The 13952-nt window shown below is 63.3% G+C and carries 13 protein-coding genes; 9 read left to right on the forward strand and 4 right to left on the reverse strand.

Annotation, left to right across the window (positions count from 1 at the left end; genetic code table 11):
• Positions 1–349 precede the first annotated feature (349 nt).
• From HCN58_RS16915 to HCN58_RS16925, 3 genes are all read left to right on the forward strand, one after another.
• Complete coding sequence (locus HCN58_RS16915) at positions 350–856, forward strand: YciE/YciF ferroxidase family protein (protein ID WP_171580533.1); 507 nt, start codon at positions 350–352, stop codon at positions 854–856.
• Positions 857–1006: 150 nt separating this feature from the next.
• A complete protein-coding gene (locus tag HCN58_RS16920; protein ID WP_171580534.1) occupies positions 1007–2446 on the forward strand; it encodes an MFS transporter in 1440 nt (479 codons plus the stop codon).
• A 188-nt stretch (positions 2447–2634) separates the two neighbouring features.
• Positions 2635–5037, forward strand: coding sequence for an EAL domain-containing protein (locus HCN58_RS16925; RefSeq protein WP_171580535.1), 2403 nt, complete (start codon positions 2635–2637; stop codon positions 5035–5037).
• Positions 5038–5057: 20 nt separating this feature from the next.
• Here HCN58_RS16925 and HCN58_RS16930 read toward each other — a convergent pair whose 3' ends face one another.
• Positions 5058–5492, reverse strand: a complete 435-nt coding sequence (locus HCN58_RS16930; RefSeq protein WP_171580536.1) for a hypothetical protein — start codon at positions 5490–5492, stop codon at positions 5058–5060.
• A gap of 71 nt (positions 5493–5563) precedes the next feature.
• Here HCN58_RS16930 and HCN58_RS16935 point away from each other — a divergent pair, with 71 nt between their 5' ends.
• Positions 5564–6196 carry a hypothetical protein gene (locus tag HCN58_RS16935; RefSeq protein ID WP_171580537.1) on the forward strand — a complete coding sequence of 211 codons (633 nt, stop codon included), beginning with the start codon at positions 5564–5566 and terminating at the stop codon, positions 6194–6196.
• Between the two features lie 73 nt (positions 6197–6269).
• Positions 6270–6875, forward strand: a complete 606-nt coding sequence (locus HCN58_RS16940; RefSeq protein WP_171580538.1) for a YdcF family protein — start codon at positions 6270–6272, stop codon at positions 6873–6875.
• A 2-nt stretch (positions 6876–6877) separates the two neighbouring features.
• Here HCN58_RS16940 and HCN58_RS16945 read toward each other — a convergent pair whose 3' ends face one another.
• The gene (locus HCN58_RS16945) at positions 6878–8218 is read right to left on the reverse strand and encodes an aminotransferase-like domain-containing protein (protein ID WP_171580539.1); all 1341 of its coding nucleotides are present in this window, start codon (positions 8216–8218) and stop codon (positions 6878–6880) included.
• Between the two features lie 179 nt (positions 8219–8397).
• Between HCN58_RS16945 and HCN58_RS16950 the strand changes: the two genes are divergently transcribed.
• A complete protein-coding gene (locus tag HCN58_RS16950) occupies positions 8398–8634 on the forward strand; it encodes a DUF1127 domain-containing protein (protein WP_171580540.1) in 237 nt (78 codons plus the stop codon).
• Positions 8635–8671: 37 nt separating this feature from the next.
• Here HCN58_RS16950 and HCN58_RS16955 read toward each other — a convergent pair whose 3' ends face one another.
• Both HCN58_RS16955 and HCN58_RS16960 read right to left on the reverse strand, forming a co-directional pair.
• Positions 8672–9097 (reverse strand): universal stress protein, encoded by a 426-nt coding sequence (locus HCN58_RS16955; RefSeq protein WP_171580541.1) that lies wholly within the window; start codon positions 9095–9097, stop codon positions 8672–8674.
• Between the two features lie 159 nt (positions 9098–9256).
• Positions 9257–9811: a SixA phosphatase family protein gene (locus HCN58_RS16960; RefSeq protein WP_171580542.1), complete on the reverse strand. Its 555-nt coding sequence runs from the start codon at positions 9809–9811 to the stop codon at positions 9257–9259.
• A 94-nt stretch (positions 9812–9905) separates the two neighbouring features.
• Between HCN58_RS16960 and HCN58_RS16965 the strand changes: the two genes are divergently transcribed.
• The 3 genes from HCN58_RS16965 (at position 9906) to HCN58_RS16975 (ending at position 13947) form a co-directional block, all read left to right on the forward strand.
• Positions 9906–11390 (forward strand): NAD(P)/FAD-dependent oxidoreductase, encoded by a 1485-nt coding sequence (locus tag HCN58_RS16965; protein WP_171580543.1) that lies wholly within the window; start codon positions 9906–9908, stop codon positions 11388–11390.
• Positions 11391–11453: 63 nt separating this feature from the next.
• Positions 11454–11954, forward strand: coding sequence for a peptide-methionine (R)-S-oxide reductase MsrB (msrB, locus tag HCN58_RS16970; protein ID WP_171580544.1), 501 nt, complete (start codon positions 11454–11456; stop codon positions 11952–11954).
• A gap of 187 nt (positions 11955–12141) precedes the next feature.
• Positions 12142–13947: a flagellar hook protein FlgE gene (locus tag HCN58_RS16975; RefSeq protein ID WP_171580545.1), complete on the forward strand. Its 1806-nt coding sequence runs from the start codon at positions 12142–12144 to the stop codon at positions 13945–13947.
• The last annotated feature ends 5 nt before the right edge of the window (positions 13948–13952 follow it).

The raw sequence follows: 13952 nt of genomic DNA on the forward strand, positions 1-13952 counted from the left end.
GACCTGTCACGACGGGCGACAGTCGACGGTCAGAGGCACCGTGCGCGAAACCCATAAGCCAAAACCGGGCCGTTGTGCAGCCCTTGACAAGCATGCCTTTTGGCGTCGTTCGCCGCCTTTGTCATACGCCATACATATGTCGCCGCGTTAACGATTTTGAGTCGCAACGAGGTCCGTTCCGCGGGTTCTTTTTGCCGCGCCGTTCCGTCCGTTCCATCGCGGCGTTTTTGGGGCCTTCAGGAACGTCCTTTTCGCAAGCAAGTTAGCCCTTAATCAGCATCGAACATGAAGCGCGCGCTCGGCCGGCACGCGGCCTGCGCCTGCGTGTTCCCAAACAAGGAGAACCGCAATGGGACTGTTCACTAAAGACATCAAGACGATGAACGACCTGTTCATCCATCAATTGCAGGATATCTACTATGCTGAGAAGCAACTCGTGAAAGCACTGCCAAAAATGGCCGGAAAGGCCACCGATAAGCAGCTCAAACAGGGCTTCTTGAGCCATCTCGACGAAACCAAGGCGCATGTGCAGCGCCTCGAAGAGATATTCCGCATGCACGGCACCGAGGCGAAGGCAGTCGATTGCCCGGCGATCGACGGCATCATCGAGGAAGCCGATGATGTTGCGGGCGAGATTGTGGACAAGGACGTGTTGGACGCAGCCCTGATCAATGCGGCCCAGGCTGCCGAGCACTATGAAATCACCCGTTACGGTAGCCTGATCGCGTGGGCGCGGCAGCTCGGCCGCAATGATTGCGCCAGCATTCTGCAGCAGACGCTCGACGAGGAAAAGACGGTCGACAAGAAGCTGACCTCGCTGGCGGAAGGCAAGGTCAACCTGCGCGCCGCAAGCTGATCATCGGCAAATTGAGGCAAAACGCCGCGCTCGCGCGGCGTTTTTCCTCCCGCGGAAGCCGGGCCGCAGGCATGCTTCGATATCTACCGAAATATCACGTCGAAACAAACGTGATTTGAGTGGCGTTGGATCCCAAGACCGAGGAGATCCATGCGCAATATCCCCCTCGCATACAAGCCGGCTTGCGGCATCGATCGCCGGGGATCTGGTCCTGCGCCGTCGAGGTTGGCCACATCGCTGACGCTCGCGGCGATGAGTCTCGGCTATGGCGTGGTTCAACTCGACGTCACCATCGTCAACACCGCGCTCAATGCCATCGGAACCTCGCTTGGCGGCGGCGTCGCCGAATTGCAATGGGTGGTGAGCGCCTACACCATCGCTTTTGCGGCCTTCATCTTGACGGCGGGCGCGCTGGGCGATCGGATCGGCGCCAAGCGGATATTCATCGCGGGTTTTGCGCTGTTTACGGCAGCCTCCGTTGCCTGCGCACTGGCGCCCAATGCGGCGGCCCTGATCTCCGCGCGCTGTGTCCAGGGCCTGGCGGCCGCCATTCTGGTGCCGAACTCGTTGGCGCTGCTCAGTCATGCCTATGCCGACGAAAAAGCTCGCGGACGTGCGGTCGGTATCTGGGCCGCCGGCGCAAGCGTTGCGCTGACGGCCGGGCCATTTGTCGGCGGTGGCTTGATAACGCTGGTTGGCTGGCGCTCGATCTTCCTCGTCAATCTGCCGATCGGCCTTGCGGGCCTCTGGCTGGCGTGGCGCTTTGCCGGCGAGACCACGCGATCTGCGCAGCGCGGGATCGACTTGCCGGGTCAGGTCACCGCGGTCGCGGCACTCGGTTTTCTCGCCGGTGCGATTATCGAGGGCGGGTCGCTCGGATGGAGCAGTCCGTTCGTCATCGCTGGGTTTGCAGTGTTTGCGATTTTTGCGGTGCTGTTTGTCTGGCGGGAAGCGCGCGCGCCACAACCCATGCTGCCGCTGCGGCTGTTCAAGAACCGGATGTTCGCACTGACGTCGCTGATCGGCCTCCTTGTCAACGTCGCGATCTATGGCTTGATCTTCGTGCTCAGCCTCTATTTCCAGCAGATCAATGGATTGTCTCCGTTCGAAACCGGGCTCGCGTTCGTGCCAATGATGGGTGCGGTGCTGCCCGTGAATCTGATCGCCCCCCGCGTTACCGAATATGTCGGAGCGCCCGCGACCATTGCCGCCGGTGCGGTGCTCTCCGCGGCCGGATGCGTCGCGACACTCGGTATCGCGGCCGATACGAGCTACTGGGCGATTTGCCTGCAGCTGATTGCGATGAGCACTGGTCTCGGGTTGCTGGTGCCGCCGTTGACATCGACGCTGCTCGGCAGCGTGGAGAAATCGCGCGCGGGCATCGCTGCAGGCGTGCTCAACGCAACCCGGCAGACCGGCAGCGTCCTCGGCGTCGCCTTGTTCGGATCTCTGGTCGGTCAATCTGCAGCGTTCATGGCCGGCCTGCACGCATCGCTGGTGATTGCAGCGGGCGTTTTGTTGACCGCTGCGGTGGCCATCCTCTGGAGCACGTCGACGAACCTGTCCAGGGTCGGTAGACCCGATTCGTGAAGCGAGTTCGCCGAACAGCCCTGTCGCAGCGGATTCGGGATGTTTGGATAACGCGAATTAACGATCGGCGAGGGTTTATCTGCGGCTGAGCTTTCAAAAACTTTTGTTCACCATCCGCGCAACCAAACCGCGGTGGTTACTCCAAATATACGAATAGGGCTGCTGTTACGGGCCTTCGGGGGTCTGTAATGTATCGCGTCCTAACTTGTCTCACTTCCGAGCATGACTGGCGCCTGGTCGTGCTTGCCGGCACCATTTGCTGGCTGGCCAGCGCGGTCGCCATCAGCCTGTTTCATCGTGCCAGGGCTTCGCGCGGCCGTACGCGCGCGATCTGGATCAGTCTCGACGCAACGATCGGCGGCTGTGGAATCTGGGCCACCCATTTCGTCGCGATGCTGGCCTACGATCCCGGCGCCGGAGCCGGATACAGCATTCCCGTTACGCTGTTGTCGCTGGTCTTCGCGATAGGCATTGTCGCCGTCGGTCTGTGCACTGCGCTGTCGAGCGCACGGTGGCCGGTGGTTGCGATTGGTGGCGCCGTGATTGGCGCGGGCGTCGCAGCGATGCACTATACCGGCATGGCGGCACTCGAGCTTCCGGCGTTCATCGTATGGTCGCCCGGCATCGTTGCGGCCTCGATCGTGTTTGGCAGCGTGTTTGCGGCCATGGCGCTTCTTGTTGCCGTGCGTCGCGACGATCCCGCCCATACCCTGGGCGCCACCGGGCTGCTGACGGTTGCGATCGTTTCGCATCATTTCACGGCGATGGGCGCCGTTACGCTGATTCCAGACCCGACGCTCGGGACCGACGGGCTGTCGATTTCGCCGACCGCACTTTCCTTCCTGACCGCGGTCGCAGCGTTCGCCATCCTCGGGCTATCGCTGCTGGCGGCCATGATCGATCGCCGCGCCAAGGGCGAATTGCATCAGCAGAAAGTCCTGCTCGATACAGCACTCGACAACATGTCGCAGGGACTTTGCATGTTCGATGCGGACGGCCGCATCCTGCTATTCAACCAACGCTACGCCGAAATGATGGGACGGACCGGCATGACTCTGCAGGGTCGGTTGCTGCTCGATGTCCTCCGGCAGCAGAAGGCGCTTGATCGATGGGACGGCGATCCCGATCAGTTCGTCGCCAGCGTGATCGCTGCTGCCAAGGCCGGCAACAGCGTGACCAGAACGATGAGCCGCAACGGACGTTCGCTTCGCGTCGTCGATCACCCGATGAAGGGCGGCGGATGGGTCGCTACCTACGAGGACATCACCGAATGGCAGGCTGCCCAGGAACAGATTTCCCACATGGCGCGCCATGACGCGCTGACCAATCTGCCAAACCGGACATTGTTCCGCGAGCAACTCGAGAAGGCCTTGCGGCTCGCCAAGCGCAGCGATCAGCTTGCGGTGCTCTGTCTCGACCTCGACCATTTCAAGGACATCAATGATTCGCTCGGTCATCCGGTCGGCGATGCACTCTTGAAGGAAGTCTCCCGCCGTCTCGGCGAATGCATCACCGAGAATGACACGGTGGCGAGGCTGGGTGGGGACGAATTCGTGATCGTGCAGTTCTGCAACGATTGCGACCCGTCCGCCGTTGCCTTGCTCGCCAGCCACGTGGTCGAGAAGGTTTCCGCACCCTACGAGATTGCCGGCCACCAGCTCGTCATCGGGGTCAGCATCGGCATTTCGCTGGCGCCGGAGGACGGCAAGAATCCCGATGAACTTCTCAAGAAGGCCGACCTCGCGCTCTATCGCGCCAAGGAGGACGGCCGCGGCACCTACCGTTTCTTCGAGACTGGGATGGACGCCCGCGCGCAGGCCCGGCGGCTCTTGGAACTCGACTTGCGCGCGGCGTTGCAGCGCGGAGAATTCGAGGTCTATTACCAGCCGATCCGCGACGTAGCCAAAGATGTCGTCGTTGCTTTCGAAGCCCTGGTGCGGTGGAATCATTCCCTGCGCGGCATGATCTCTCCGGCCAATTTCATTCCGCTGGCGGAGGAAACCGGCCTGGTCGTGCCGATCGGCGAGTGGGTGTTGCGCCAGGCCTGCATCGACGCGATCCGCTGGTCGCGGGAGGTCGGCGTCGCCGTCAATCTCTCGCCCGTGCAGTTCAAGAATCCCAGTCTGGTGTCGACGGTGAAGGAGGCGCTGAAAGCCTCCGGTCTTCCGGCGCACCGGCTCGAGCTCGAGATCACCGAATCGGTGTTGCTGCAGAACAGCGAGGCGACGCTTTCGGTACTGCACGAGCTTCGCGGCTTTGGCGTTCGGATTTCTCTCGACGACTTCGGAACCGGATATTCGTCCCTGAGTTACCTGCGCAGCTTCCCGTTCGACAAGATCAAGATCGACCGCTCGTTCGTCACCGAACTGGCGACGCGCGATGATTCGATGGCGATCGTCCGCGCCGTGACCGGGCTCGGCAAGAGCCTAGGTATTGTTACCACGGCTGAAGGCGTCGAGACCGACGCACAGTTCGAGCTCTTGCGCCAGGAAGGCTGCACGCAGGTGCAAGGCTATCTGTTCAGCCCGCCGCGTCCCGCGGCCGAGGTGGAAACGATGCTGTCGAAGCCACGGGCGCTGGTCGTCGCCTAGTTTCGTCAGGCCTTATTTCATTAAGCCTTGCGCAACGCGAAATGCGCGCCGCAGAATGCCATCACGGCGCCGAGGCACAAGGCCGCAAGGCCGGCCAGCACGCCCGACACGGTCGGGACCGGGCTCGGCGCCGAGGCGGCCTGTCCGGCGCCGGCAAGGATCAGCACGCCGACTGCGATCAGGAACTGTCGCATCCGCTGCGGAATTTGGCCCGAGGCCGCGCTGTGCATCAGGTTGGCGGTAAAATAGCCGCCGGAAAAGCCCACGGTCGCGATCAGCCACCACGCGATTGCCGCGCCCGCGGGCATGAATTCGCCCGTATTTGTTCGCCACAGGCCGCCGAGATCGAGCCCGTAACCTGCACCCAGCATGTGCACGGCCAGCGCCAGCAGCACTCCGGAAACAATCGCGCCGGCCAGGATCAGGCGACGCGGGAAATAAGTCGTATCGGCCATGGCCCGCTTGTAAGGTAAAGCCGGCTCGCCGCGCAAGCAGGCCGGCCTCAACCGACAACGGGATTTTTGGATTGTCCACCGCACGACCGGAACAGCCAACGACAGCAGGCGAGAGCACGCTCGGGACTCGCTACGCCTACAAGGCATCGCTGATCGGATCGGCGCATGAATTTGAGCTGACTGAACAAGGCCTGTCGTGGGAGGCGAGGGGAAAATCGGGGATGTGGCCCTATGCCGACATCGCCGCCGTGCGCCTGTCCTACCGGCCGGTGTCGATGCAGTCGCGCCGCTTCCGTGCCGATATCGAGCACAAGAGCGGCCAGAGCATCGCGATTTTTTCGACGAGCTGGCAGACGGTTGCGCTGATGGCGCCGCAGGACCGCGATTACCGCGCCTTCATCGAGCTGTTGCACGCGCGCCTGAGGGCCGCACAGGGCAGGATCGCGCTGGTCGGCGGCATCGGGCCGCTGACCTATGCCGGCGGCTGTCTGCTGCTGGCGCTGGTCGCGATCGCGATCGCAGGATTGCTCGCGCGCGCGGTCGCTACGGGTGAATTCGCCGGCGCCCTGTTTCTGGTCGGGTTCGCCGCCCTGTTTGGGTGGCAGATGGGCGGCTTCATCTGGCGCAACAAGCCGCGGCTCTACACGTTCGATGAGCTGCCCGAGACGTTGTTGCCGGCGCCGCCTCGCAATCCGGCGAAATGAAATGTGACTTCGCCGGACGCGTGACGCACGGCATGATCACCGGACCGCTTCCGATGTCAGACGAACTGCCGTGATGGATCGAAACTGGCGATCGCCAACCGAGGCCGAAATTGCCGCGATCAACGCGCGGCATCTGATAGAGACACCGTTACGGCCGGCCGATCTGCTGTTCGTGTTCGGCACGCGCGAGGATGTTGAGGAGCGCGTCGATCAAGCCTGCAAGCTGTGGCGCGACGGATATTTTCGCTGGACGATCGTGAGCGGCGGCGTGACGCCGGGATCGGATCTGTCGGAATGCGAGGTCATTGCGGGTGCGATGATCGGGCGGGGCGTTCCAGCCGACATCATCCTGAGAGAGGACCGCGCGACGAACACCGGCGAAAACGTTATCTTCTCGCTGCCGATCATCGACGCCGCGCTAGGCCTCGCCAACATCCGTAGCGTGATCTGTCTCGGCAATACCTGGACGGCGCGCCGCTATCCGATGACGCTGCATCGGCACTGGCCGGAAGTGGAGAAGATGCTGGTCATGGTCGACAGTTTCGAAACGCCGCGGGCGCTTTGGCACACAGACGCCGAGTTCAGCCGCCGCATGCTCCACGAATGGGACAAGATCGAGCCGTACAAGGCGAAGGGCTTTATCGCGGAGTGGCCGGCAAGCGGGGCAGGCGACCGATAGTTCTATTCGGTCGTATCGACATCCTCTTTCGCCGTCAGCATTCCCGACAATGTTCGCAGCGCCAGATCGAGCTGTTCGGTGCTGGGGGCGCCGAGCGCCAGGCGGACGGCGTTGGGGGCGTGGCCTGGACTCACCGCGAAGGTGGTCGAAGGCGTCAGCGCGATATCGCGCCGGGCTGCGGCCGCGACGAATGTCTGCGAGCGCCAGTGGTGGGGCAAGGTCAGCCAGAGATGATAGGATTTGACGTTGGCCTGAACCTCGAATCCGGCGAGGTATTTGGCCGCCATCTGCTGGCGCCGTGCCGCGTCGATCCGTTTCAGGCGCGACAGTTCGGCAACGGTGCCATCTGCCATCAGCCGCTGTCCGGCGGCAAATGCGAATCCGGAAGCGGTCCATCCACCCGATCGAACTGCGGCCATGATGCGCTCGCGCAGCCGCGGCGGCGAAACGATGAAGCCGAGGGCCAAGCCGGGCGCTACCTTCTTTGACAGGCTGTCCAAGGTGATGCAGCTATCCGGCGCCAGCGCGGCCATCGGTGTTTCTTCGTCGAGAAAGCCGTAGACCGTATCCTCGATGACGGTGAGACCAAGCTTCTCGACAACGCGCAGCAAATCGGCGCGGCGCGCCGCTGGCATGGTCATGCCGAGCGGATTTTGAATCGTCGGCTGAACGTACAGCGCCGACAAATGCGCTTCGCGGTGGGCTTTCTGCACCGCGTCCGGGCGAACGCCGTTCTCGTCCATCGCAAGCGGCACCAGCGTAATGCCAAGCCGGGCGGCGATGTCCTTGATGAAAGGATAGGTCAAAGCCTCGACGCCGCAGCGGCCGCCGCTCGGCACCATCGCCGCAAGCGCGGAGGCGATGCATTGCCTGCCGTTCGCGGTGAAGACGAGTTGATCGGGGGCCGGAGACCAGTCTTCGCGGGAAAGAAACTCGGCGGAAATGGTCCGCGCCGCCAGCGTGCCGGTCGTGGTCGAGTGCCGCAAGGCGAGATCGAGCACTTCGGGACGCTCCAGCCCTGCAAGGCTTCTTGCGATCATCACCGATTGCGTCGGCAGTATCGGATAGTTCACTTCCAGATCGATACGCGCGCCGCGCGGCTCAGTCGGCATGGCGATACCGCGCCGCGTCTCGCCTGAAACGAATGTGCCGCGCCCGACTTCGCCGACCACGAGGCCGCGGCGCAACAACTCGGTATAGACGCGGCTCGCGGTCGAGACCGCAATCTTGCGCTGATAGGCGAAGCTGCGCTGCGGCGGCAGGCGGTCGCCGGGCTTGAGCGCGCCATTGGCGATCTCGGCCGCGACGGTATCGGCAAGCTTCAGGTACTCGAACTTCGACATTATTGCACCGAGAGCAATGTTTTCCTTGCACCGAGAAATGTATCGGATCATTTTGGGACCATCAAGCCAGAGATTGCACTGAGAGGGGTGCAAACAATCGGTCCATTAGGGTGCAAGCGCTCTCGCAAGCGTTTGGGCCGGCGGCAGCGGTTTGCCGCGTGAAAGCAAGGAGAAGAACGATGACGACGATATCCCAGACGGCAGGTCAGCCTGTTTCCCGGAAGGGCCCGGTCGGATTTTTCGGCCTGCTCGGACGCTGGGTGAACGGCGTCGTCACCTATTTTGCGCATCGAGAAGCCGTCAAAACGCTCAGCGAACTTGACGATCGCGCGCTTCGCGACATCGGCGTCGAGCGCAGCCAAATCGAATCGGCCGTGCGCGGCATGATCGATCCGATGTACGGGCGGATGATGTAAGATGGCGGCGTCGCGGTTAGGCGGCGCCGTTATCTCCTCAGTGCCGGACCACCAGCACCGAGCACTTGGCATAGCGCACGACATGGCCGGCGTTGGAGCCGAGAAAATAGGTCCGCATCGCCGGGCGATGCGAGGTCATCACGATCAGGTCGGCCTTGATCGCCGCCGCCTCTTCGAGGATCTCGTGATAGATGCCGCCTTGGCGCACTGCGATAGAAATGCGTGGCGCGGCGATGCCGGATTCCCTTGCCACGATTGCGAGCGCTTCCTCCGAGGTTGCGCGCTGCTGGGCGTCGAAATCGGCCGGGACATATTCCGCCAGCATCACCGGCGTCATCGGCAAAACGTTGAGCAGTCGTACCGAGCCGCTCCAGGTTTGCGACAGCGTTGCCGCGGTCGCGATCGCGGGCTTGGCCAGATCGGTATCGGCCAGATCGATCGGCACGAGAATCGACTTGAACATCGGAGCCTCCCGCTGCAACCCGTCCGGTTCTGATTTGTCAGAACCGGATTCCAGCCCATTGTTTTTGACACGTTTTCTTTTACGCGAACTTGTTCTTAATTCGCTCGAAAACAGTGTCGTGGCGAGCTTAGCATGGGCGAGCTTGGATGTCCGCGCGCCTCAATCGTCCAGCGCCTGCTTCAGCAATTTCGGGCTGGTGAAGCGTACGAGCTTGCCGCGGCGGAACGCCACCTCGCTCCAGTCGTCGGTCGCAAAGTCGAGGATCGCCAGTCCCGCGGTCGGCAGATTGTCCTCGAGCGCCTTCTTCGCCGCCCCGTCGCCGCTGCCGGCGAGCATCAACGCCAGCTCATGCATGCCGGGATTGTGGCCGATCAGCATCAGGCGCGCGGGGTTGGTGGCCTCGGCCATGCGGATGGTCCGCAGGAGCTGCGTCGGCTCGGCGCCGTAGAGCTCGTCGAGCAGCTCGACCTGCGGCTGCGGCCGCCGTTCCCGCACTGCGTCCTTCATCGCATCGCGTGCGATTTCCCAGGTCTGTTGCGCCCGCACCGCGGTCGAAACCAGAACGGCATCGGGAAAGGGCGGATGCCGGCCGATCCAGGTTCCGATTGCTGCGGCGTCCAGCCGGCCGCGCTCGTCGAGACGGCGGTCCTGGTCATGGCCCGAAGGCGCGTCGTGTTCGGTCTTGGCGTGACGCAGCAGCATCAAACGGCGCATGGGCGCGATCTCGATTCGGTCTTAGTCTGGACTAATCTACAAGCTCATGTCTGGGAAAGGGTGACAAGCGCTGCAGCCGCCCGTAAGAAACGCCATGCTCGAGACTTTCTCAAGTGCGACCAACGGTCCCCACGACGCCCCTTTGCGCTCGCGTCTTTCGTTCGACCTGGATGTCGACATTTGCGTGGTGGGAGCCGGACTTGCCGGTCTTACGGTAGCGTTGGAGGCCGCGCGCCTTGGCGCCAGCGTGGCCGTGCTGGAAGGCCGGCATGTCGGCTGGAACGCATCCGGCCATCAACTCGGCACGGTCATGCCGGGCTACAGCCTTCCGATCGGCGACCTGATCGAGCGCGTCGGCATCGAAGACGCGCGCGAATTGTGGGCGCTGTCGAAGGAGGGCGCCGATTATGTTCGCGCCGCCGCCACCGAAGAGGCGATGCCGGGAATTGCGCTCACTGAAGGCGCGCTGGAGGTCTCCAACGTCGATGTCGGCGAGACGCTGATCAGCCGGCTGCAGACGCTGAGCGAGGATTTCGAGACCGCAGTCGAGGGATGGCAGGTCGATCGCGTTCGCGATCAGCTCGGGACGGCACGCTATTTCCACGGCATTTATTATCCGCGCGCATTCCAGATCGACGGCTACAAATACATCCACGGCCTTGCCGCGCAGGCGAGGCGGGCGGGCGCGCGCATTTTTGAGGATACTCCCGTTGTCAGCATTGATCCGTCGGGCATTCGCAAGCGCATCGTAACGCCGTCGGCGCGGCTGCGTGCCTCGCACATTGTGCTGGCCGGCAATGTTCATCTCGGCGCGCCGTTGCGGCGCCTGTCGGAGACGCTGCTGCCGGTCTGGCGCTATGCCGCGGTGACGGAGCCGCTCGGCGAGCGCCTCGGCGAGGTGATCGCCTTCAAGGGCTCGGTGGCCGACAGCGACGGCATCGATCATTTCCGAATCGTCGACGGCGACCGGCTGATGTGGGCGAGCCCGGAAACCACCTGGGAAGCGCGGCCGCGCCGCTTTGCACCCGTCATTCAGCGCCGCATTGCCACGATCTTCCCAAGGCTCGGCAAAGTCCCGATTGCTGACGTGTTCGGCGGCGCGGTCGGGGTGACCGTGCACGGCATGCCGCAGATCGGCCAACTTCGCAAAGGGCTGTGGGTCGCCAGCGGCTTCGGCCGCCACGGGCTGAACACGTCGGCGATGGCGGGGCAGGTCATCGCGCGCAGCATCCTGTGGGGCGAGGACCGCTGGAAACTGTTCTCGCCATTCGAATTGGTCTGGGCAGGCGGCGCCACCGGCCGCGTCGCCGGCCATTTGATCGGTCTGTGGGGGCGGGGCCATTCCGCTGCAGCGGGCGCTCTGGCCCGTTACCGCGAAGGCGCCCGCGCCCGGGAACGTGTGCGCGAGGCGCGATTGGTGGAGGCCAACCGGCAGGCCGGAACCAGGCCGCCGCTCCGTCCGGCGGTCGCGCCGCGCGCCTTGCGTCCACAGCCACCGCGGCCGGCAGAGGCCCGGGACGGCGGGATGCCGGTCGCTCCCTCGCAGGAAAGTGAGAAAGTCCGAGACGGATCGGTGTAACTTCGGCGCTTCGGGGCCGTACTTGATGGCGAACCGTTAGGCCCGCCTCGCACGGAGACTTCCATGTTCGACCGCCGTATCCTGCTCGCATCCGTAGCCGGCCTGTTTGGCCTGGCCGCTTTCCGCTGGCTGCGCACCACGCCGGCGCAAGCCGCCGAGAAATTCGAGGTGGAAAAGACCGACGCCGAATGGCGTGCCCAGCTCACGCCGCAGCAGTATGAAATCCTGCGCAAGCATGGCACCGAGCGGCCGGGCTCGAGCCCGCTCCTGAAGGAAAAACGCAAGGGCATCTTCGCCTGCGCCGGTTGCGACCTGCCGCTGTTCTCCTCGGATACCAAATATGACAGCGGCACCGGCTGGCCGAGCTTCTGGCAGCCGCTCGATAATGCGCTGGGCAAGACCGAGGACCGCACTTTCGGCATGCTGCGCACCGAAGTGCATTGCCGCCGCTGCGGCGGCCACCTCGGTCACGTCTTCGACGATGGGCCAAAACCGACCGGCTTGCGCTATTGCATCGACGGGTTTGGGCTGGTGTTCCACCCGGCGGGGCCGTCGGCTTCGTAACGGCGCCGCTCGGCAATTGTTGCCCGCCCGGCAAATGTGCCCCGGTCTTTGGACCGGGGCTTTTTTCATAAAGGGCTGATTTCAATTGGTTTTGTAGTTTGGCACAACGCTTGCGACATCTTCTCCCGACGCGGCCTGGGCTTACGTGGACCGGCGAGCCGCCCGGATCGAATTTGGAGAAAATGTCATGGGTATCTTCGGCGCTCTTACGACCTCTGTCGCGGGCCTGCGCGCGCAGTCCTATGCGCTGGAAAACATCTCCGGCAACATCGCCAACTCGCAGACCACTGCCTTCAAGCGGATCGACACCAGCTTCCTCGATCTGATCCCGGACACCGGCGTCAACAATCAGCTCGCCGGCAGCGTCACCACCGCATCGCGTGAGACCAACACCGTGCAGGGCGACGTGCAGGCCGCGTCGGTCTCCACCTATATGGCGATCAACGGCAACGGCTTCTTCGTGGTGCAGAAGCCGGGCAGCTTCAGCGACAACCAACCGGTGTTTTCGGGCGTCGACAATTACACCCGCCGCGGCGACTTTGCGCTCGACAAGAACGGTTACCTGGTCAACGGCGCGGGCTATTATGTCGAGGGCGTTCCGATCGATCCGGCGACCGGCAACATGACCGGCAGCGTGCCGCAGGTGCTGAAATTCGCCAACGACTTCCTGCCGGCTGTGCCGACATCGGTGGTGAGCTATCGCGCCAACCTGGCGAGCTATCCGCTGACCACCAAGCACGACAATTCGATTCCGGGGTCGGAACTGCTGCAGCCGGCGGATTTCGCGTCCGGCAATCCGCGCACGCTCGGCACGCCTGCCACGCCTTATGGCGACGCAACGATCACGGGCGCCGCCAAGAACAACAAGCTGAGCACGCCAACCCCCATCACGGGATCAACCCTGCTGAACGGCGGCACAAACACGGATTCGCTCACGACCAATTTCGTCCTCGGAGATACGATTACGGTGGACGGCACCGCGATCACCATCGTCAACACTCCAACCAATCTGGCCACCAACGAAATCAATCTCACCACCGGCACCATCCAGGATCTGTTGGCAAATATCCAAGCAATCACTGGTGTGGCGCCGACGATCAGCGGCGGTGCGATCACGCTGCATAGCGGCACCGCCGCCAACCTCACGGTCACCACCTCCAATACTACTGCATTTGGGGCCCTCGGCCTGACCGCGCCCGTGAATGTGCCGCGCACCGGAGGCGGCACTGCCGGCACCGGACAGGTGCTCGGCAGCGATCTGCAGGCCTTCATCAACGAATCCGTCAGCGGCGGAGCCGTGACGGCCTACGACATCTCCGGCTCGCCGGTCAGTCTGCAACTGCGCTGGGCCAAGGTTGACAGTTCATCGCTCGGCGCCGGCCACACCGATACCTGGAACATGTTCTACCAGGTCAACTCCAGCGCCACCGGCACCGACCTCGCCTGGCAGAACGTCAATACCGACTTCACCTTCTCGCCGAACGGCCAGATGACGCCGGCGATCGCCGGCATCACCCTGACGGCGCCGACCATTGGCGGCGTGCCGCTCGGCAATATCTCGATCAACTTCGGCGCCGGCGGCGTCACCCAGTTCGCCGATGCCAACGGCAACGTGAAGGTCAACCAGATCCAGCAGGACGGCTTTCCGGCCGGATCGCTGCAGACCGTGTCGATCGGCCAGAACGGCCGGGTGGTCGGCAACTATTCCAACGGCCGCAACATCGACCTTGCGCAGATATCGGTCGCAACCTTCAACGGCACCAACTTCCTCAAACGCATCGACGGCGGCGCGTTCGAGGCGACGGACCAGTCCGGCCAGGCGCTGTTCGGCAGTGGCGGGACGATCGTCGGCTCGTCGCTGGAAAGCTCCAACACCGACATCGCCGACGAGTTCACCAAGTTGATTGTCACCCAACAGGCTTATTCAGCCAACACGAAGGTGATCACCACATCCAACTCGATGGTTCAGGATCTGCTGAACGTGCTGCGATAGGTCGC

The organism is Bradyrhizobium australiense (genome assembly GCF_013114825.1).
Classification (GTDB): Bacteria; Pseudomonadota; Alphaproteobacteria; order Rhizobiales; family Xanthobacteraceae; genus Bradyrhizobium; species Bradyrhizobium australiense.

Bases quoted from the DNA above. Each gene is read 5' to 3' on its own strand.
- HCN58_RS16915 (WP_171580533.1), top strand. From the start codon at position 350: ATGGGACTGTTCACTAAAGACATCAAGACGATGAACGACCTGTTCATC.
- HCN58_RS16920 (WP_171580534.1), top strand. From the start codon at position 1,007: ATGCGCAATATCCCCCTCGCATACAAGCCGGCTTGCGGCATCGATCGC.
- HCN58_RS16925 (WP_171580535.1), top strand. From the start codon at position 2,635: ATGTATCGCGTCCTAACTTGTCTCACTTCCGAGCATGACTGGCGCCTG.
- HCN58_RS16930 (WP_171580536.1), bottom strand. From the start codon at position 5,492: ATGGCCGATACGACTTATTTCCCGCGTCGCCTGATCCTGGCCGGCGCG.
- HCN58_RS16940 (WP_171580538.1), top strand. From the start codon at position 6,270: ATGGATCGAAACTGGCGATCGCCAACCGAGGCCGAAATTGCCGCGATC.
- HCN58_RS16945 (WP_171580539.1), bottom strand. From the start codon at position 8,218: ATGTCGAAGTTCGAGTACCTGAAGCTTGCCGATACCGTCGCGGCCGAG.
- HCN58_RS16950 (WP_171580540.1), top strand. From the start codon at position 8,398: ATGACGACGATATCCCAGACGGCAGGTCAGCCTGTTTCCCGGAAGGGC.
- HCN58_RS16955 (WP_171580541.1), bottom strand. From the start codon at position 9,097: ATGTTCAAGTCGATTCTCGTGCCGATCGATCTGGCCGATACCGATCTG.
- HCN58_RS16960 (WP_171580542.1), bottom strand. From the start codon at position 9,811: ATGCGCCGTTTGATGCTGCTGCGTCACGCCAAGACCGAACACGACGCG.
- HCN58_RS16965 (WP_171580543.1), top strand. From the start codon at position 9,906: ATGCTCGAGACTTTCTCAAGTGCGACCAACGGTCCCCACGACGCCCCT.
- msrB (WP_171580544.1), top strand. From the start codon at position 11,454: ATGTTCGACCGCCGTATCCTGCTCGCATCCGTAGCCGGCCTGTTTGGC.
- HCN58_RS16975 (WP_171580545.1), top strand. From the start codon at position 12,142: ATGGGTATCTTCGGCGCTCTTACGACCTCTGTCGCGGGCCTGCGCGCG.